Origin of the sequence: Flavobacterium ardleyense (genome assembly GCF_033547075.1) — a bacterium.
In the GTDB taxonomy this organism is placed as follows: Bacteria; Bacteroidota; Bacteroidia; order Flavobacteriales; family Flavobacteriaceae; genus Flavobacterium; species Flavobacterium ardleyense_A.
The window spans coordinates 744,839-763,183 of record NZ_CP137891.1 but is presented as its reverse complement, the minus strand read 5'-3'; the positions used below and the strand labels follow the sequence as shown (position 1 = coordinate 763,183).

At 34.2% G+C, this 18,345-nt stretch carries 14 protein-coding genes and 1 tRNA gene; 5 read left to right on the top strand and 10 right to left on the bottom strand.

The genetic code is table 11. From position 1 onward, the window contains the following. Positions 1–68: 68 nt before the first annotated feature. The 3 genes from mnmG to SBO79_RS03360 are packed head-to-tail and all read right to left on the bottom strand — an operon-like array spanning position 69 to position 5,699. Entirely contained in the window at positions 69–1,940 is a 1,872-nt protein-coding gene (mnmG, locus tag SBO79_RS03370) for a tRNA uridine-5-carboxymethylaminomethyl(34) synthesis enzyme MnmG (protein WP_318641805.1), read from the bottom strand. A gap of 29 nt (positions 1,941–1,969) precedes the next feature. Beyond that, on the bottom strand, positions 1,970–2,386 hold the full coding sequence (gene ybeY / locus SBO79_RS03365) for an rRNA maturation RNase YbeY (RefSeq protein ID WP_318641804.1): 417 nt from the start codon (positions 2,384–2,386) through the stop codon (positions 1,970–1,972). Continuing rightward, the gene (locus tag SBO79_RS03360; protein ID WP_318641803.1) at positions 2,379–5,699 is read right to left on the bottom strand and encodes a coiled-coil domain-containing protein; all 3,321 of its coding nucleotides are present in this window, start codon (positions 5,697–5,699) and stop codon (positions 2,379–2,381) included. Before SBO79_RS03360 ends, ybeY begins: the two co-directional genes overlap by 8 nt. A 145-nt stretch (positions 5,700–5,844) precedes the next feature. Here SBO79_RS03360 and gltX point away from each other — a divergent pair, with 145 nt between their 5' ends. Beyond that, the gene (gene gltX, locus SBO79_RS03355) at positions 5,845–7,353 is read left to right on the top strand and encodes a glutamate--tRNA ligase (protein WP_318641802.1); all 1,509 of its coding nucleotides are present in this window, start codon (positions 5,845–5,847) and stop codon (positions 7,351–7,353) included. A gap of 132 nt (positions 7,354–7,485) precedes the next feature. After that, positions 7,486–8,505: an SPFH domain-containing protein gene (locus tag SBO79_RS03350; RefSeq protein ID WP_318641801.1), complete on the top strand. Its 1,020-nt coding sequence runs from the start codon at positions 7,486–7,488 to the stop codon at positions 8,503–8,505. A 59-nt stretch (positions 8,506–8,564) separates the two neighbouring features. On the opposite strand, the gene SBO79_RS03345 is transcribed toward SBO79_RS03350, so the two are convergent. Continuing rightward, positions 8,565–8,870 (bottom strand): YtxH domain-containing protein, encoded by a 306-nt coding sequence (locus tag SBO79_RS03345; protein WP_318641800.1) that lies wholly within the window; start codon positions 8,868–8,870, stop codon positions 8,565–8,567. 281 nt (positions 8,871–9,151) lie between these two features. After that, positions 9,152–11,248 carry a glutamine--tRNA ligase/YqeY domain fusion protein gene (locus tag SBO79_RS03340; protein ID WP_318641799.1) on the bottom strand — a complete coding sequence of 699 codons (2,097 nt, stop codon included), beginning with the start codon at positions 11,246–11,248 and terminating at the stop codon, positions 9,152–9,154. Between the two features lie 144 nt (positions 11,249–11,392). Here SBO79_RS03340 and folB point away from each other — a divergent pair, with 144 nt between their 5' ends. After that, the gene (folB, locus tag SBO79_RS03335) at positions 11,393–11,749 is read left to right on the top strand and encodes a dihydroneopterin aldolase (protein WP_318641798.1); all 357 of its coding nucleotides are present in this window, start codon (positions 11,393–11,395) and stop codon (positions 11,747–11,749) included. A 38-nt stretch (positions 11,750–11,787) separates the two neighbouring features. Here folB and SBO79_RS03330 read toward each other — a convergent pair. From SBO79_RS03330 to rnr, 4 genes are all read right to left on the bottom strand, one after another. Further along, positions 11,788–11,861: transfer RNA gene (locus SBO79_RS03330), tRNA-Cys, on the bottom strand. 65 nt (positions 11,862–11,926) lie between these two features. Then, positions 11,927–12,601, bottom strand: a complete 675-nt coding sequence (locus SBO79_RS03325; RefSeq protein ID WP_318641797.1) for a LysE family translocator — start codon at positions 12,599–12,601, stop codon at positions 11,927–11,929. A 45-nt stretch (positions 12,602–12,646) separates the two neighbouring features. Next, positions 12,647–13,315, bottom strand: coding sequence for a head GIN domain-containing protein (locus SBO79_RS03320; protein ID WP_318641796.1), 669 nt, complete (start codon positions 13,313–13,315; stop codon positions 12,647–12,649). A 17-nt stretch (positions 13,316–13,332) separates the two neighbouring features. Then, a complete protein-coding gene (gene rnr, locus SBO79_RS03315; protein WP_318641795.1) occupies positions 13,333–15,513 on the bottom strand; it encodes a ribonuclease R in 2,181 nt (726 codons plus the stop codon). A gap of 703 nt (positions 15,514–16,216) precedes the next feature. On the opposite strand from rnr, the gene rpiB reads away from it, so the two are divergent. Both rpiB and SBO79_RS03305 read left to right on the top strand, forming a co-directional pair. After that, positions 16,217–16,648: a ribose 5-phosphate isomerase B gene (rpiB, locus tag SBO79_RS03310; protein ID WP_318641794.1), complete on the top strand. Its 432-nt coding sequence runs from the start codon at positions 16,217–16,219 to the stop codon at positions 16,646–16,648. Positions 16,649–16,781: 133 nt separating this feature from the next. Then, on the top strand, positions 16,782–17,828 hold the full coding sequence (locus SBO79_RS03305) for a hypothetical protein (protein ID WP_318641793.1): 1,047 nt from the start codon (positions 16,782–16,784) through the stop codon (positions 17,826–17,828). 41 nt (positions 17,829–17,869) lie between these two features. Here SBO79_RS03305 and SBO79_RS03300 read toward each other — a convergent pair whose 3' ends face one another. Continuing rightward, a complete protein-coding gene (locus SBO79_RS03300) occupies positions 17,870–18,130 on the bottom strand; it encodes a DUF1294 domain-containing protein (protein WP_318641792.1) in 261 nt (86 codons plus the stop codon). Positions 18,131–18,345 lie beyond the last annotated feature (215 nt).

Genomic DNA, 18,345 nt, shown 5'->3' with positions numbered 1-18,345 from the left:
TTTCTATTAAACCAACACTTCCCTGCAATAGTAAGGCTTTAGGCCGAAGTTCCACGTGAAACAATATCTTACCTTCCCATAAAAATTAAAAGTACCGAAATATCACTTGGCGAAACTCCACTTATTCTAGATGCTTGAGAGATTGTAACTGGCCGAATTTTTTTGAATTTCTCTTTAGCTTCGTAAGACAATGATTTAATTTTATCATAATCAAAATCTTCAGGAATCTTCACGTCTTCTAATCTGTGAAGCTTATCAGCATTGTTCCTTTCCTTATCAATATATCCTGAATACTTAATTTGTACTTCGGCTTGTTCTAATATTTCTGTATCGAGATCGTGAGTTGCAATATATTCCTTTACTTTTTCGAACTTCATCATATCCTGCATATCAATCTGAGGACGAGAAAACACTTTAAACATCTTATCCGATTGTGTAATCAAAGCAGTTTCTTTCTCAGCCAAAACTACATTCGCTTCCTGATGTGTAACCGATGTTTCCCTGAAAAAATTTACCATTTGTGCAGATGCAGTTTTCTTTACTTCCATTCTGCGCAGACGCTTTTCAGAAGCTAATCCTATTGCGTGCGACATTGGCGTCAATCTAAAATCGGCATTATCCTGACGTAAAAGCGTGCGGTATTCAGCACGCGAAGTAAACATTCTATAAGGCTCTTCAGTTCCTTTGGTGATTAAATCATCAATCAAAACTCCGATATAAGCCTCATCTCTCTTCAAGATAAATGGATCTTTTTCGTTGATTTTTAAGTGCGCATTTATTCCAGCCATTAATCCTTGAGATGCTGCTTCCTCATATCCGGTTGTCCCGTTTATTTGTCCAGCAAAATAAAGTCCTTCTACAAGTTTTGTTTCAAGAGTATGCCTCAATTGTGTTGGTGGAAAATAATCATATTCTATAGCATACCCCGGTCTAAAGAACTTCACATTTTCAAATCCCGCAACAGAGCGCAACGCTTTAAACTGAATATCTTCTGGCAATGATGTAGAGAAACCATTTACATAAACTTCGCAAGTCTTCCAACCTTCTGGCTCAACAAATAGCTGATGTCTTTCTTTATCGGCAAAGCGATTAATCTTATCTTCGATGGATGGACAATATCTCGGACCTAAACTTTTGATACGACCATTAAACATTGGCGACCTATCAAAACCTTCTCTTAAAATATTATGTACTTCCAAAGAAGTATAACTCATATGACAAGATCTTTGATGAACTAATGGTTTTGTACTATCCAAATATGAGAATTTAGATGGCACATCATCTCCTTTTTCTTCATTCATTTTAGAGTAATCCAATGAACGTCCATCAACTCGCGGAGGTGTTCCTGTTTTCATTCTTCCGGCTTCAAAACCTGCTTGAACAAGATCTTCGGTAATTCCGTAAGCTGCACTTTCGCCAGCTCTACCTCCACCAAATTGCTTTTCGCCAATATGAATTAATCCGTTCAAGAAAGTTCCATTAGTCAGAATAACTGTTTTAGAGCGAATTTCTAAACCTAAAGAAGTTCGAATACCTAAAACCTTTCCGTTCTCGATAATCAAACCTTTAACCATTTCCTGGTAGAAATCCAGATTCGGAGTTCCCTCCAACATCAGTCTCCATTCTTCGGCAAAACGCATTCTGTCGCTTTGAACTCTTGGAGACCACATCGCAGGCCCTTTGGATTTGTTAAGCATTTTAAACTGTATTGCAGTGTTATCCGAAACGATTCCCGAGTACCCACCCAAGGCATCAATTTCACGAACAATTTGTCCTTTTGCAATACCTCCCATAGCTGGGTTGCAAGACATCTGCGCAATATTTTGAAGGCTCATTGTAACCAATAAAGTTTTTGAACCTAAATTTGCAGCTGCGGCTGCGGCTTCTGATCCAGCGTGCCCACCTCCAACTACTATAACATCATATAAATCTTTAAACATAAATCAAATGTTCCACGTGGAACAAGTTATCAATTAATAGCAAACATCTTCATTTTTTCGTTTTCCTTGCTTCTCATCAGAGCAGCATCCTCTTCGCTTTTGTCCTTGTATCCACAGTAATGCAAAATGCCATGAGCCATGACTCTAAGTAATTCGGCCTCTAAAGTTACTTCATATTCCTTGGCGTTTTCAGCAACACGTTCTACAGAAATAAAAATATCTCCGTTTATTTCGTTCCCTACACAGTAATCAAAACTAATAATATCGGTTAAATCATCATGTTGCAAATACTCCATGTTGATCTTGTGTAGGTAATCATCATTACAAAAAATGTAATTTATTTCTCCCTCGTTCTTGTCTTCGCTCTCAATAATTGAACTAATCCACTGAGAATATTGTTCTTCATTACCTAGTGTAAAATCGCTTTCGTAGTTATAACTAATCATTGCTTTTAAAATATTGCTGTACCTTGGTACTGAAATTAGGGCGCAAAGGTAAGCTTTGTCTATTTAAAATTTCGATACTATTTAAAAATTTCTGAATTTCCTCAGGTAAGGCTTTCGCCGAATTATTGAAGTCCTTGTTACTACTTTCAGCCTGCCTTTTGCTCTCCTCGCCCTGAGTACGCATAGCCTTTTCTAATTTTAGTAATTCGTACTTGATATTCATCGCCTTCTGAACGGTTTCATCTGTAAAACCCTTGTTCAATAATTGCTTTTCTAATTGTTTCATTTGCTGTATGGCTTGACCATTACCGCCCATTCCATTTTTGATTAATTCATTCTGTAGCTGTTCGCGTAATTGAACCTGCTCTTTATAAATCTCCATAATCTTCTCAGCATCGCCCTCTCCGTCACCTCCTTCACCACCTTGTCCTGATTGTGATTTTCCTTCGCCACCAGGTTTCGAACCTTGACCAGGTTTGCTTCCTTCGCCAGGTTTGGATCCTTCCCCTTTCTTGCCTTTTTCGCCTTTCATCTTCTCACCAAGACCTTCCTGCTTCTTAATAATATCAGGGAGTTGTCCTTCACCATCTCCCTTGCCCTTACTAGGTTTCCCCATTCCACTTCCTGAAAGAGACATTTGCATATTATTCAAAGCATCCGAAAGCATGTTTGCCAAAGTATTTGCGTGGGTCACAGTATACTGTTGCTGACTATTTCCTTGAGGAATTTGTCCCTCAACAATTGAAGTGATGGCTTTGTCTAAATAGTAGTGAACATCACCAACTTCCTTAGTCACTTGTTCGGCAATTTTAGGATTACGCATCGATAGTGCAAATAGTGAATCGTCAATGTGTTTAAATTGTTGCTTCAAGGTTTGCTGTTGTTTAAGATGTTTATTGAAAGATGGTGCTGCCGGATTCAATGCTCGAAATTGCTTCATTAAGCTTTCTTGAGAAAACGAGAAGGCAACAAGATTATCTAAAATCTGACGAAGCATCTTTACATCTTCTTCCATCTGCTCTTTCGAATCCATCTCCAACGAAGATGACATTTTTTGTCCCAATTCCCTCATCTGCTTAGCAGCTTTCTTCTGTTTTGGCTTTGCCTTTGAAGGAGCCTTCTTTTCTAAATTTTCTTCGGCATCCTTTAAATCATTAGAAATTTCTTCCTCTTTCTTGGAGTCATTTTCCAAATCAATTGGAGATTTTAATTCCTTATTGTCTTTTTCAAGCTGCTCTAATTCCTTTTTTAAGTCTTCGAACTCTTTTTTAATGTCTTTTTGTTCCGAAAGTGACTTATCATCCTGTTTCTCAGCTAGTTTATCTTGCTTATCAGCTAATTTTTTAAGATTATCCGCGATTTGCTCCGCTTTCTTTTCAACGTAGTATTTCTTGGTTAACTCCACCAATTGTTCAAGTGTTTTTGTTTGATTTTTTGACTGCTTTTTAAATTGCTCCATCTTCTCGAACAAACGCTCGTTCTGAATTTTGTCCTTTAGTTGATTTAATTCATCCAGAAGCTTTTTGTTTTTCTCAAGTTCCTCAGCTACTTTTTCAAACCTCTTTTGAAGTTCTTCTTGAACATCATCCTTTTTATCTTTGTTTAAATTATCTAGATTCTTTGCCATCTTCTCTGAAAATTCCTTCATCATTTCGTCTTGACGTTTCTGCCTTTCAACGAAATCATCAATCTTTTTCTGATCTTTATATTCCAAATTAGATTTTTCTTTCTGCTCCTTTTGAAGTTTATCCAATTCAGAAAATTGCTTGTCTTGCTCTTTTATAGATTGAGACATCGAATTTATATTAGAATTTTGCTCTTCTAGTAATTGGGTTTGCTTCTCATTATCACTCAAAATTCGGCTGGAAAACACCACAGATTTTGTTGCCTTATAATTTCGAGGAGCATCATTATCTCTAACTTCAAAAAAATATTCGTACTCTTTTCCTAGCTCAACTGGAAGATTTGAAGGAAACGAAAATACAAATTGATCAAACTGCTTTCCCTTGATTGCAATAGATCCACGCTTTTGTAATTGCGGACTTTCTTTTTGATAATAGATAATCTCTAATTTGTGCAATCCATAATCATCGGATATCTGACCTAGCAAATATTTCTTTTCTGATTTTAAAGTGTCCGGTAGCTTCTCGACGTTAATCGTTGGAAATTGATCTTTAACAACTGCGATGGCATAATCTAAAGTTTCATAATTAGAAACACTACTGTTTCCTGTTAGAATTTGATACTCGGTCGAATTTGAAAAGTTCCTCTTAAAAACGAAAGTATTTCCTGATTTAGAAAATAAACTTTTCCCAATTGCATCTTTGTAACTCACATTTTCTGTGGATTGAGTTGCAAGCCTCCATTCTACTAAGGTGCCTTCGGGAATAGTTGCATTTGCAGTTCCTTTAATAATTTCACTATTTCTATTTAGATAAGATGGGAAAATCAATTTGAGCTCTATCTCTTCTATCGAGGGAACTTTTATAACATCAAGTGACATATTTTTACTTTCAACTTGATTGGCAACCAATTTGAAATTGACATTTTCTAGAGGTTTAGAAAATTTATACGAAAAACTTCCTACCGCATCACTTTGCAGAAGGTATTGTTCATCGGCAATTTGAATACTAACTTTCTCGGGAACGACTTTTCCTTCTGTGTGCACTTTAAGAACAAAATCTTTTCCTTGCTCGGTTTGCATTTTTAAATTATCAACCACAAAACTAAAAGGTGCCGGTGGAATAAATTGCTCATTATAATTTACCACTCTATGATAACTCTGGGAAAGAACTTGAATATTATTTGAAAATAGAAGCAACAAAATAATTAACACAGGAATAATGGCAACTGGTAAAAATTTGATATTTCTCTTGAAATCCACCGCTTTTCCAAAAGGAACAAATTTCAAAGAATCTGCTTTTTGATCTATCGAAGCCAACAATAATTCAGATTGATTTTCATCTTTGGACAATTGCAGGAAATTGGTCAACTTATCACTTACTTCAGAAAAATGCTTTCCGATAATTAAGGAAGCTTGTTCAAAATCTAAACCTTTCTGTAATTTTATAAGCTTCGAAATTGGATATAAAATATATCTTCCGAGCAACAGTATTTCAAATAAAACAAAAATAACGAATAGCAACCATCTACCTTTTGGCGAAAGCCATAAAAAATATTCAACAAAAACTGTAAATAAAAAGTATAGTAAACCTAAACCGATAAAGAAAATGCAACCTTTTATAAGTTCGTTTGCGTAGAATCGCCTGATAAAGGCTTGAAGTTTTTCGTAGATTATTTCTTTATTATTCACCACTTTAGATTGATAGATATTTAACCGTTAAATGTACAATTTTATATGTTTGTTGAAATGTTAAAAATATGTAGTAAAAATTGAGAATTTTCATTTTAATACGCAATAATCAAAAGAGTATCTTTGCACCTTAAAATTTTATACAATGTTTCAAGAAGTTCGAGTGCGTTTTGCACCAAGTCCAACTGGACCTTTACATATTGGCGGAGTTCGTACTGCCTTATTCAACTATTTGTTTGCCAAAAAAAATGGTGGAACATTCTACATTAGAATTGAAGATACCGATCAGAAAAGATATGTAGAAGGTGCTGAGCAATATATACTGGAATCTTTGGAATGGTTGGGAATTTTTCCTGATGAAACCATTAATCATAATGAGAAATTTGGTCCATACCGTCAGAGCGAACGAAAAGACTTGTATAAAAAATATGCAGATCAGTTGATTGAATCCGGAGATGCATACTATGCTTTTGACACTTCTGAAGCGCTTGATGAAGCTAGAAGATCGACCGAGGCTGAAGGTGGAAATTTTATCTACAATCATAGTATTCGTGAAAAAATGGATACTTCCCTCCTATTATCTTCTGAAGAAATAAAAGCTAGAATTGGTGCCGGCGAGGATTATGTAATACGATTTAAAACTCCAACGGACAGAACAATCGAACTTACCGATCTAATTCGCGGAAGCATAAAATTTGATACAAATCTTCTTGATGACAAAGTTTTGTTTAAAAGTGACGGAATGCCAACATACCATTTGGCAAATATCGTTGATGATCATTTGATGCTGACAAGTCACGTAATTCGTGGTGAAGAGTGGCTTCCTTCTATGCCATTGCACGTAATGTTGTACGAAGCTTTTGGTTGGGATATTCCGGAATTTGCACACTTGCCCTTGATTTTGAAACCTGTAGGAAACGGAAAACTTTCAAAAAGAGATGGAGACAAACTTGGTTTCCCAACATTTCCTTTGGAATGGAAAAGCGAAGAAGGAGTTTCGTCAGGATACAGAGAAAAAGGATTTTTTCCGGAGGCAGTTATTAACTTTCTAGCACTTTTAGGTTGGAATGATGGCACAGATAAAGAATTATACACTCTTGAAGAATTGGCAGAAAGTTTTGACCTTGCTAGAGTAAACAAGGCTGGAGCTAAATTTGATCCTGAAAAAAATAAATGGTTTAATCACCAATATTTAATTAACAAAGACGACGAAACGCTTGCAAAAGCCTTTGCCCCTATTTTGTACGAAAAAGGAATTGCTGTAGATTATTCTACATTAGTTCGGATTGTTGGTCTGATAAAGGAACGAGCGAATTTTGTGGCTGAGTTCTGGGATCTTGGAGATTTCTTTTTCCAGGCACCATCAGAATATGACGCAAAAGCTTCGAAAAATTGGAAAGATGATACGGCCAATTTGATGAAGAGAACGTCCGAAGAGCTTTCGAATATTGAAGATTTTACTTCTACAAATATCGAAACAATTATAAAAAATTGGATGACCGAGAATGAAATTGGAATGGGAAAAATTATGCAACCATTGCGTCTAAGTTTGGTTGGAGCACTAAAAGGACCGCATTTATTTGATATTATCGAAATAATCGGAAAAGAAGAAACGCTCAGAAGAATCGAAAAAGCGATTGAAACTTTAAATTAGAAATTGTTTTTTTTTTAACAATATAACTCCTGAAATCCTCAGGAGTTTTTTTATATCCTAAACTTGTGCTACTTATCGACATAGCTGTAGTATTTTTTGTATTTTAACGCTCATTATAAAACAAACAAAATTATGGTTAATATTCCCTTGATGATTATCCTTATTTTAGGATTAGTTATTCTATTTTCTTCTTTCTTTACGGTTAAGCAACAGACATCTGCAATCGTGGAACGTTTTGGAAAATTTCAGTCAATACGACATTCAGGTCTTCAATTAAAAATTCCAATAATTGATAAAATTGCTGGACGAATTAATTTAAAAATTACACAATTAGATGTAATTATCGAAACTAAAACCAAAGACAACGTATTTGTGAAACTTAAAGTTTCTGTACAGTTTATGGTGATCAAAGACAAAGTTTACGATGCCTTTTACCGACTCGAATATCCTCACGATCAGATCACTGCCTACGTTTTTGACGTTGTACGTGCCGAAGTTCCAAAGTTGAAATTAGATGATGTTTTTGAAAGAAAAGATGATATTGCAATTGCGGTAAAACGTGAATTGAACGAAGCAATGACAACTTACGGATACGATATTATCAACACTCTGGTTACAGATATCGATCCAGATATCCAGGTAAAAAATGCGATGAACAGAATTAATGCTGCTGATAGAGAGAAAACTGCTGCAGAATTTGAGGCTGAGAGTTCACGTATTAGAATTGTTGCAAAAGCAAAAGCTGAGGCTGAAAGTAAGAGACTTCAGGGACAAGGTATTGCTGATCAACGACGTGAAATTGCTCGTGGTTTGGTAGAAAGTGTTGATGTATTGAATAAAGTTGGAATTAACTCTCAAGAAGCATCGGCTCTTATTGTGGTAACTCAGCATTACGATACTTTGCAAGCTATTGGAGCGGATAGTAATTCAAATTTAATTCTGCTTCCAAATTCGCCACAAGCTGGTAGTGAAATGCTAAATAATATGGTTGCCTCCTTCTCTGCTTCCAATCAGATTGGTGAAGCTATGAAAAGAGGAAATATTAGAGAACGTAAAAAGAAAGAAGAATTTAAACCTTCTGACGATTACAAACATCTAAAGGACCAGACAGACTTTGATGAAGATCAAGAAGAAGAAGAAAATAGAATGTAAATTTTACACCACAAAAAAAGAGGCTTATGGGCCTCTTTTTTATTTTTACTTAGTTTGAACTAGTATTTTGCAACCTGTTTTTTAAGCGAAGCCAGTTTAGTTTCTAAAAACGAAACTACATCCTCTGATTTATGGCTTAAATTATCTACAAGCTCTTCGTATTTTCCTTCTACATCAACCTTAGAAACTTTTTTCTTAAGATCTTTATATTTATTTTTTAAATCATCTGTTGCATCACAATAGCCACCTTTGATTTTCTTTCTAGTTTTTGAACCTTTTTCTGGAGCCATTAAAATTCCTATACCTGCACCAATTGCTACTCCTGCTAATAAAGCTAATGCTACTCCTGTTTTACTTGATGACATAATTTTTAATTTTTTGGTTATAAAAATAAAGATACTAACAAATTGATGAGACCGCTGTTAACAAGCAGTTAAACTCAAAATTTAGCGGTAAAAGTTGAAATAAGAATGTCTCCTTTAAAATAATTTATTGGGATATAATTGATATTAAAATAATCAGAAAGTGTCTTAAAATCAATTTATGGGAGTCAAATTATTCTGAGAAATATTCAAAATCTTGTTTGGAAATAGAACTAATAAAAAAAGCACCTCTTTCGAAGTGCTTTTAGTAACGTTCTTTATTTTTAAGCAATCGTACTAACCGCAGCTTTTACTTTATCGCTTTTATCGCTTTCCTTCATCGTTTGCAAAAGTTCAGAAAATTGCGGATGTAATTTCGAATGTTTTTCTAGAAGTTTTACCGCTTCAAGACGAACATATTCAGATTCACTTTTCAAGGACATTCCGATTAATTTCTCTAAATTTTCGGTTGCAACATCTCTACTAGTGATGTGTGTATTGTATTTTAGAAGCCAATTTGCAAAAAGCAGTGAGCTCTTATTATTATTTGTATTCTTTTTGATTGCATTTTGAAGCAAACTAAAATCAGAAATAGTTTTGATATTTTCAGCAATTTTTGCTTCTATAATATCTTGCTCCTCCTGCCCTACTTTAAAGTATTTGTTGATGTCTTTTAGAGAATTATTAATGGCATTTTCTTCCTTTTTACCTTTCTCTTCCCACGCATCTTTAAGTCCAACAGTCTTATTAAAAACCAATGCCTCGGCAGTTGAATCTTTGTCTACACAAAAATATCCAAGACGTTGAAACTGAAATTTATCTTCGTTTTGAGCTGTTGCAAGGCTTGGCTCTACAAATCCTCTAACAATTTTAAGTGAATCAGGATTTACAAATTCAAGAAAGTCTTTTTCTTTATGAGAATCTGGTGCTTCGTCCACAAATAAGCGGTCGTAAAGCCTTATCTCTGCATCTATCGCGTGTTCTACCGTAACCCAGTGAAGTGTTCCAGAAACCTTACGAGTTGCTGCTTCTGTACCGCTTCCGCTAAGGCTGTCAGTATCGTAAGTTGCGTGAATTTCAGTAATATTTCCATTTGCATCTTTTACAACACTTTCTCCTTTGATGATATATGCATTTTTAAGACGAACTTCTTTTCCTATGGAAAGTCTGAAAAATTTAGCGGGAGCTTCTTCAAGAAAATCATCTCTTTCAATATAAATTTCTCTACCAAAAGGTATTTTTCTAAAACCAGCCGCATCATCTTCAGGATTGTTTTCGGCTTCAAGCCATTCAACCGAATCTTCCGGATAATTAGTAATAATAACTTTTACTGGATCGATAACCGCCATAACTCTCGGCGCTGTTTTGTTGAGATCTTCTCTAATACAGAATTCTAAAACCGAAACACTAATTAGATTTTCTCTTTTTGCAATTCCTGTTGTATTAGCAAAATTTCTCAGAGATGCAGGTGTAAAACCTCTACGTCTAAGACCAGAAATTGTAGACATCCTAGGATCGTCCCAACCGTCGACGTGCTTTTCTGTAACCAATTGAAGCAATTTTCTTTTACTTACAACTGTATGAGAAAGATTACGTCTAGCAAATTCTCTTTGTTTTGGTCGAACGTTATTTGGATCTGAAATTTGATCTAAAAACCAATCGTATAATTCTCTGTGCGGTAAAAATTCTAAGGTACAGAATGAGTGTGTAATTCCCTCGATATAATCACTTTCGCCGTGAGCCCAGTCGTACATTGGATAAATACACCAATCTGTACCAGTTCTGTGGTGAGATTTGTTGATAATTCTATAAATAATGGGATCACGCATCAACATATTGACAGATTTCATATCAATTTTTGCTCTTAGAATATGAGTCCCTTCGGCAAATTCTCCATTTTTCATCCTTTCGAATAAATCAAGATTTTCTGCTATACTTCTATTTCTAAATGGACTATCGGTTCCTGGAGTTGTTGGAGTTCCTTTTTGAATCGCCATTTCTTCAGAAGATTGACTGTCAACATAAGCTTTATCTTGTTTGATAAGCATTACAGCCCAATCATATAATTGCTGAAAATAATCAGAAGCATAACGTTCTTCGGCCCAATTATAACCCAACCATTCTACGTCTCTTTTGATGGCATCAACAAATTCCTGCTCTTCTTTGGCTGGATTTGTATCATCAAAACGAAGATTTACAGGAGCATTGTAATCGGCACCAAGACCAAAATTAAGCGCAATGGCACTTGCGTGTCCGATGTGCAAATAACCATTAGGTTCTGGTGGGAATCTAAAACGTAATTTTTCTTGAGCAAGACCATTTTTTAAGTCGTCTTCAATTATTTGTTCAATGAAATTTAATGATTTTTCTTCTGCTGACATATTCAAAAATTTGAATCGCAAAGTTACCAAATTTGTTGCGTTAATTCTCCATACTTCAATAGATAAAAATCGTTAGACTGAATTGATTTTAGTACTTTTATAAATTCAAAAATTATTCAATATTTTAAATATTTTTAAAAAAAAATGGACACAATAATTCTCAAAAATATACGCCTTTACGCCTATCACGGATGTCTGGATGAGGAAGCAAGAATAGGCTCTGATTATTCTGTAAATCTAGAAATTGAAACTAATTTTGATAAATCTAGAAAGACCGATGAACTTGAAGATACCGTAGATTATGTTCATCTAAACAAAATAGTTCGTGAAGAAATGACGATACGATCTAAACTTCTAGAACACGTTGCAGATAGAATTTTGAAAAGGCTTTTTGATGAAATTAAGGAAGTTTCGAGAGCTGAAATATCTGTTTCTAAATTAAATCCACCGATTGAAGGTGATGTTGAATCTGTAACAATTAGAATTGCAGAAAGTAGATAAAACAAAAAAAGGATTCCGAATTGGAATCCTTTTTTATTTGGAGGCATCGTGCGGATTCGAACCGCAGTAGGAGCTTTTGCAGAGCCCAGCCTAGCCACTCGGCCACGACGCCATCTCTTGAATGGACGGCAAATATACAGAAAACTTTTGATAATGCCAGCCTTCTTTTTTAAAAATTTATTGGATATTCTCTAAGGCTTTTTTTACTAATTCCTGATCACTTGGAAACCAGCCTTGTGACATAATAACAAATCCAAAAACTACTAGTAGAACACTTACTACTTTTTTTACCTTAAAAATATTTTTTCCGGTAAGCTTGTTTTTTAATTGCTTAGCAGCCAAAATCTTGGCGATATCAACAACTAGATAAGTCCCAATAACTGCCCCAAAGAAAGTGGTAATTCGAGAAATATCCATTTCTAATTTTGGTCCTATGGATATTAAAACCAAAAACCAGAAAAGCAAAACACCGACATTAATAAAGTTTAAAAGAAATCCTTTGATAAATAGATTTCCGTAATTCTTCTTTATAATTTCAGTGGTGACATCTTCTTGCGGTTTTCTTCCTTCTTTTCTGAGTTGAATAAAAGAAAATACACCATATCCTATCATTAATAATCCTCCGATAATAAATACCAAAGGATCATCTTTTATGCTTAAAATAAGTCTATAACTACTTCCATAGGCTATTAATATAAAAAGGATATCAGCAATTATGACTCCAAAATCAAATACTAAAGCAGCTCTGAGACCTTTGGTAACGCTAGTTTCCAAAAGAACAAAGAATACTGGTCCTATTAAAAAACTTAATAAAATACCTAATGGAATGGCTGTTAAAATATCTTGCAACATTACACTTAGTCTTTTTTATAAATGAGGTCATTTCTGACCATCAAATTAGTTTACTTCCTTGATTGTACCGCCTAATTTGGTTTTCTTTTTTTGATTCTTTGGACTTCCATAAATCAAAATTTCTCCACCTGCAGTAACATCTGCTTTAATGTAATCTGTTGCATAAATACTAGCTTCTCCCCCAGCCTTTACAGCAACATTTGCTTGAGCAGCAATTAGTTTCTGAGCTTCGATGATGCCACCAGTGGTAATGCTAGCATCTATATTTTTAGCTTCGCCACTTACGTAAATTTCTCCACCAGTACTTGCTTCTAATTCGGCTTTACTAACATCCATTTTGATACGGATTTGCGATCCTTGTTTCGAAATAATCTCCAAAGCAGTTTGACTTATCACTTCATTTGATAAAATAGTCGAACCTTCGCCCGCATTCAGAATATGAATCTTTTTGTAGTAAAGTGTTGCAGTAATATTTTCACCTTGCAATAATTTACCAAAAGGCATTCTAATTTTTAGTTCGCCATTCTTATTGATAACCTCCACTTCTGAGTGGCGACTTCCTTCAATTTCTATCTTATTTTCATTGCTTTGCACAAGATTTACAACAATGCGATCAAAGACTTTTACTTCATTAAAATCACCTAAATTCTTAGCAGTTTGGGCCGTCATAAATTGTGATCCGGCTAGGATCATCATCAAAAATATCTTTTTCATCTTAATCTTTCTTTTAATTATTTTTTACGTAAAAATTTAAAATCCAGCTGTTTCTTAACAAGATCAGCGTTTTTAACCTTTACATAAACTTCATCTCCAAGCTGTAATATATTTTTCGAAATTTCACCCACTAAGGCAAATTGCTTTTCGTCATACGTGTAATAATCATCTTTAATCTCACGGATTCGGCACAATCCTTCGCATTTATTTGCAATAACTTCTACGAAGATTCCCCATTCTGTAACGCCGCTAATAACGCCCAAAAATTCTTCTTCTTGATGATCTTGCATATATTTCACTTGCATATACTTGATTGAATCTCGTTCGGCACTTGTAGCCAAACCTTCCATCTGAGAGCAATGATTACTTTTTGTTTCGTAAATATCTTCTGAAACAGATTTGCCACCATCGAGATAATGCTGTAGTAACCTGTGCACCATAATATCTGGATACCTTCTAATTGGCGAAGTAAAATGAGAGTAGTAATCAAATGCTAAACCATAATGCCCAATGTTGTCGGTAGAGTATTTTGCCTTGCTCATACTTCTAATTGCAAGGGTATCAATCATATTTTGCTCTTTTGTACCTTGTACATCTTTTAGCAAAGTATTTAAAGAAGTAGAAATTTCTTGTTTAGATTTTAAATTTAAGCTGTAACCAAATTTAGAAACTAACACTTGTAGTGCATCCAATTTATCCGGTTTTGGTTCGTCGTGAATTCTATAAACGAAAGTTTTCTTTTGTTTCCCTATAAATTCTGCAACTTTCCTATTGGCAAGAAGCATAAATTCTTCAATTAAATGATTGGCATCTTTGGATTCTTTAAAGTAGACTCCAGTTGGTTCACTTTCCTCATTTAAAATAAATTTAACCTCTACTTTATCAAAAGAAATTGCACCATCTACCATTCTTGCAGCACGAAGTATTTTTGCCAAACGATCCATTTCTAGTGTCGCTTCGACAATATCTGCATCTACTTTATAAGTTTCTCCAGTGATCGAAATTTCTTGCGGAATTGTGTCGTCTCCTTGGGTTTCGATGATATGTTGCGCTTCTTCATAGGCAAATCTTTGATTTGAGTTAATTACAGTTCTTCCGAACCATTGTTCAACAACTTTCGCTTTCTGATCTAATTCAAATACTGCCGAAAAAGTATACTTTTCCTCGTTTGGCCTTAGCGAACAAGCAAAATTTGATAATACTTCTGGCAACATTGGCACTACTCTATCTACAAGATATACAGATGTTGCTCTTTCATAAGCTTCATCATCCAGAATTGTTCCTTCTTGCAGATAATGTGAAACGTCTGCAATATGAACTCCAATTTGATAATTTCCATTTTCTAATTTTTCAAAAGATAAAGCATCATCAAAATCTTTGGCATCTTTTGGGTCAATTGTAAATGTCAACACATCACGCATATCACGACGTTTTGCTACTTCAGTTTCGGAAATGGAAGTATCAATATTTTTGGCGAAAGCCTCAATCTCTGCAGGAAATTCGTACGGCAAACCATATTCAGCAAGAATAGCGTGAATTTCGGTATCATGTTCACCTGGCTTTCCAAGGACATTAATTACCGATCCAAATGGGCTGTCAGCCTTTTTTGGCCACTCATCAATCCTTACAACTACAACGTCACCTTGCTGAGCTTCACCTATTTTATCCTTTGGAATAAAGATGTCTGTGTACATTTTTACATTTGTCGTATTTACAAATGCAAAGTTTTTTTGGATGTCAATCACACCCACAAATTCCATTTTCTTACGTTCTAAAATCTCTACAACTTCCCCTTCAGATTTCTTCCCACTACGTCTTTTGTATACATAAACTTTTACTCTATCTCCATCCAAACCGTGATTTAGATTATTTGTGGTGATAAAAACATCATCTTCGAGTTCCTCACAGACAAAATATGCAGTTTTCCTGCTGGTCATATCTAGAGTTCCTTCGTAGTAGTCTTGGCTTTCGGCCTTAACAAGGTATTTTCCTGGTTCAGTTTCAACTATTTTTTTATTGGATTTCAATATTTTGAGATCGCGAATAATTTCATTTCTACTTTTGGTGTCATCTAAATCTAGCTTAGCAACAATTTGCTTATAATCGTATTCCTTGTTGGCATTGCTTGAAAGAATTTTCAAAATCTTATCTGAATGATCTACATTCTTTCCTCTTGAATTTCCTGGTCTTTTTTTCATATAATTTTATTAATCTCCCGAAATTTACAAAAAATCTTGTTCTGCAAGTTTCAGACTGATTGCCAAAGGTAAAATATTAACGACGAATTATAACATAGTTGTTAAAGTCTACAATTCTCAATCTGCCTCTTTCTGCTCTTTTTTGTTTTCAAACTTGTGAACATCTATTATATATATAATATTTTCTTTAATTAAATTTATAAAAATTAGGAGGTTATTATGGTGTGTTAATAATGGCTATAACTTTCTGAGAAAAGCATTGTAGGTTAAGATTTGCTTTGTTATAATAAGTTATCAACAGCTATTTTGGTAGTTAATATGCAGTGTTTCAATGGAAAATAATATTTAGTAAACAGATCTTGATAACTATCAACATTACCAAATTGTAAATAAATATCATTTTGAAAATTGTTGACTATTGCATTTTTGATCTTGATAACTTTTCTGAAACTTTTCGAAACTTTTCTTGCATATATCATTCCTGTTTTTGCTTGGAAAAATTATTCGGATTCACAAAAAAAAGATATAAAATTCATTAACGACTTATTAACAATTTAGACACAAATAGCTTCCTTTGATTACTAAGACATTAGCTTAAGATGTTAACAACGTCAATTTATTGTTTAAATAAGCTATAATTTGAAGGTAAAGACCCTTTCAAATCTATTAATATCAGTAATTTTACGCTCTAAACTTATATAGTATGAAAATATCAATAGGAAATGACCACGCTGGTGTAGACTATAAAAATGCAGTTGTAAAAATGTTGCAAGGTCGTGGTTATGAAATTAAGAATTACGGAACAGATTCAGAAAGTAGCGTTGATTATCCAGATTTCGGTCACCCAGTTGCAATTGACGTGGCTAGTAAAGACGCAGATTTTGGAGTAGTTATCTGTGGAAGTGGCAATGGTATTAATATGACTGTTAATAAGCATCAAGAAATTCGCTCAGCTCTGTGTTGGACAAAAGAAATTGCAGGTTTGGCTAGGTTGCACAACGACGCGAATATTATTGCTATTCCAGCGAGATATACTTCTATAAACCAAGCGGTAGAGATGGTAGAAGCATTTCTTGATACCAAATTTGAAGGTGGAAGGCATCAAAATAGAGTTGATAAAATTTGTTGTTCATAGATAGTACTTGAATTTTATTAATCCTTCGATCTATCGTTTTTTTCTAAATTATTTTAGGAAGAGAAGTTGTGATTAAGGATTTTTTTATTCAGCAAAATTATAGTTACCTTACTTGATTAGCTAAAGCATAGAAATGAGCGAACAACCACAGTTTAAAAAGAAATATTATCCTATAAACGATACTTTTAGAGCATATTTGCAAAAGTATAAACGACTGACTAAGACAAAAGTTTTTTACGATGACCTATTGCGTTTTCAAGGCAGTGTAGTTGTTTATGATAGAGAAGACAAAGATACGTTGTGGACTCGTGTGTATTACAATGAATTTGAAAGAGTAGAACTGGACAATAGTCTAAAAAAAATCTACACTTTGCTACACTCTGATGGTGATGAGAGTAATTTTGAGCATTTAAATGTTGATAATATCGATTTCTGCACCTTTGGAAATTCAAAACCTTTTCGAGTCAAAGTCCGAAATATTTTGAACGACAATTATACGCATTTCTATATTAAAAAGGCAGATGCATCAAGGGTTTTTGGCTTGGAATTAGAACACATCATTTCGCCAAATAGTATTAACTATCTTGTTTTTGAAGATACTCTGATAGAAGAGCATATTGTAGGGATTCCAGGCGATATTTTCTTAGAAAGAAATTTGCAAAATTGTACTGAACTCGAGAAATCTCAAATTGCAAAGGAGTTTGTAAAGTTTAACGAACGCTGTATGATTGGTCTTTTGGGAGATATGCGTGCGTATAATTTTGTGGTAATTCCAATTTATGATTTTGATCAGCGGATTTTCAAAATTAGAGCGATTGATTTTGATCAGCAGAGCTATGAGGGAAGTTTTAGATTGTATAAACCTCATTTATTTAAAGAAAATTACAAGTTTTCGCACTTGGTTCAGACGAAATTAAAGCCCAAATCCGTTTTACAGTATCAGATAGAAGAGAGATCCGTTCTCGTAAAACGATTATTTGATACCAAGGCGAGGCTAGAAAGTCTAATAGAAGCAATGAAATCGACAAAATTAGCTCCTGACGAGCATATCGCGCAGTTGCAAGAGGAAATTTACCAATTAACTTTAGATGTAAATTTTAGAAATGCAACTTCGATGGGCGAGATTGTTCAAGCGGCACTTAGTTTTATGGAGCGAAATTATAGATTTGAAGATGAATGATCTGGTCAATTTCTTCCAGTTCAATATTTTTTTTTTAATTTTTATAAATCCCTTCCAAAAGAAAGTGCAATTATTTGAACAATTACAATACTCCAAAATTTAATTAAGTAACTGTTTTTGGAAGTTTTATGACGATAATAGAGCATTCCAATTCCTGAACCAATACTTCCACCAACCATCGCAGAGGTCAAAAGTGCTTTTTCAGATATGCGCCTTTTGCGGGTTTTCGCAAGTTTTTTGTCGTAACCCATCAGTAAAAAAGCAAAAATATTGATTGCTAAAAGGAAAAAGTATGTTGCCATAATTTTGAGTAATGTACTATATTATTTCTGAATCAAAGTTATTGGTAAAATAATTAAATCGATATAAAAGTGGAGATAAATCTATTGGATTAAAGCGATTATTTTGATATTAAAACCAAAAAAAATCTTGTTAGACTCATCAGGTCAATAAAATAGCTCTGTACAAGCATACTGTACTCACCGGAAGAGATTTATCAATAATCTTCAGAAATATT

What these genes read in the sequence shown, in the direction of transcription:
- SBO79_RS03320 (WP_318641796.1), bottom strand. Translation starts at nt 13,315, where the DNA reads ATGAAAAAGATATTTTTGATGATGATCCTAGCCGGATCACAATTTATG.
- rnr (WP_318641795.1), bottom strand. Translation starts at nt 15,513, where the DNA reads ATGAAAAAAAGACCAGGAAATTCAAGAGGAAAGAATGTAGATCATTCA.
- gltX (WP_318641802.1), top strand. Translation starts at nt 5,845, where the DNA reads ATGTTTCAAGAAGTTCGAGTGCGTTTTGCACCAAGTCCAACTGGACCT.
- SBO79_RS03325 (WP_318641797.1), bottom strand. Translation starts at nt 12,601, where the DNA reads ATGTTGCAAGATATTTTAACAGCCATTCCATTAGGTATTTTATTAAGT.
- SBO79_RS03300 (WP_318641792.1), bottom strand. Translation starts at nt 18,130, where the DNA reads ATGGCAACATACTTTTTCCTTTTAGCAATCAATATTTTTGCTTTTTTA.
- ybeY (WP_318641804.1), bottom strand. Translation starts at nt 2,386, where the DNA reads ATGATTAGTTATAACTACGAAAGCGATTTTACACTAGGTAATGAAGAA.
- SBO79_RS03340 (WP_318641799.1), bottom strand. Translation starts at nt 11,248, where the DNA reads ATGTCAGCAGAAGAAAAATCATTAAATTTCATTGAACAAATAATTGAA.
- SBO79_RS03350 (WP_318641801.1), top strand. Translation starts at nt 7,486, where the DNA reads ATGGTTAATATTCCCTTGATGATTATCCTTATTTTAGGATTAGTTATT.
- SBO79_RS03345 (WP_318641800.1), bottom strand. Translation starts at nt 8,870, where the DNA reads ATGTCATCAAGTAAAACAGGAGTAGCATTAGCTTTATTAGCAGGAGTA.
- mnmG (WP_318641805.1), bottom strand. Translation starts at nt 1,940, where the DNA reads ATGTTTAAAGATTTATATGATGTTATAGTAGTTGGAGGTGGGCACGCT.
- folB (WP_318641798.1), top strand. Translation starts at nt 11,393, where the DNA reads ATGGACACAATAATTCTCAAAAATATACGCCTTTACGCCTATCACGGA.
- rpiB (WP_318641794.1), top strand. Translation starts at nt 16,217, where the DNA reads ATGAAAATATCAATAGGAAATGACCACGCTGGTGTAGACTATAAAAAT.
- SBO79_RS03305 (WP_318641793.1), top strand. Translation starts at nt 16,782, where the DNA reads ATGAGCGAACAACCACAGTTTAAAAAGAAATATTATCCTATAAACGAT.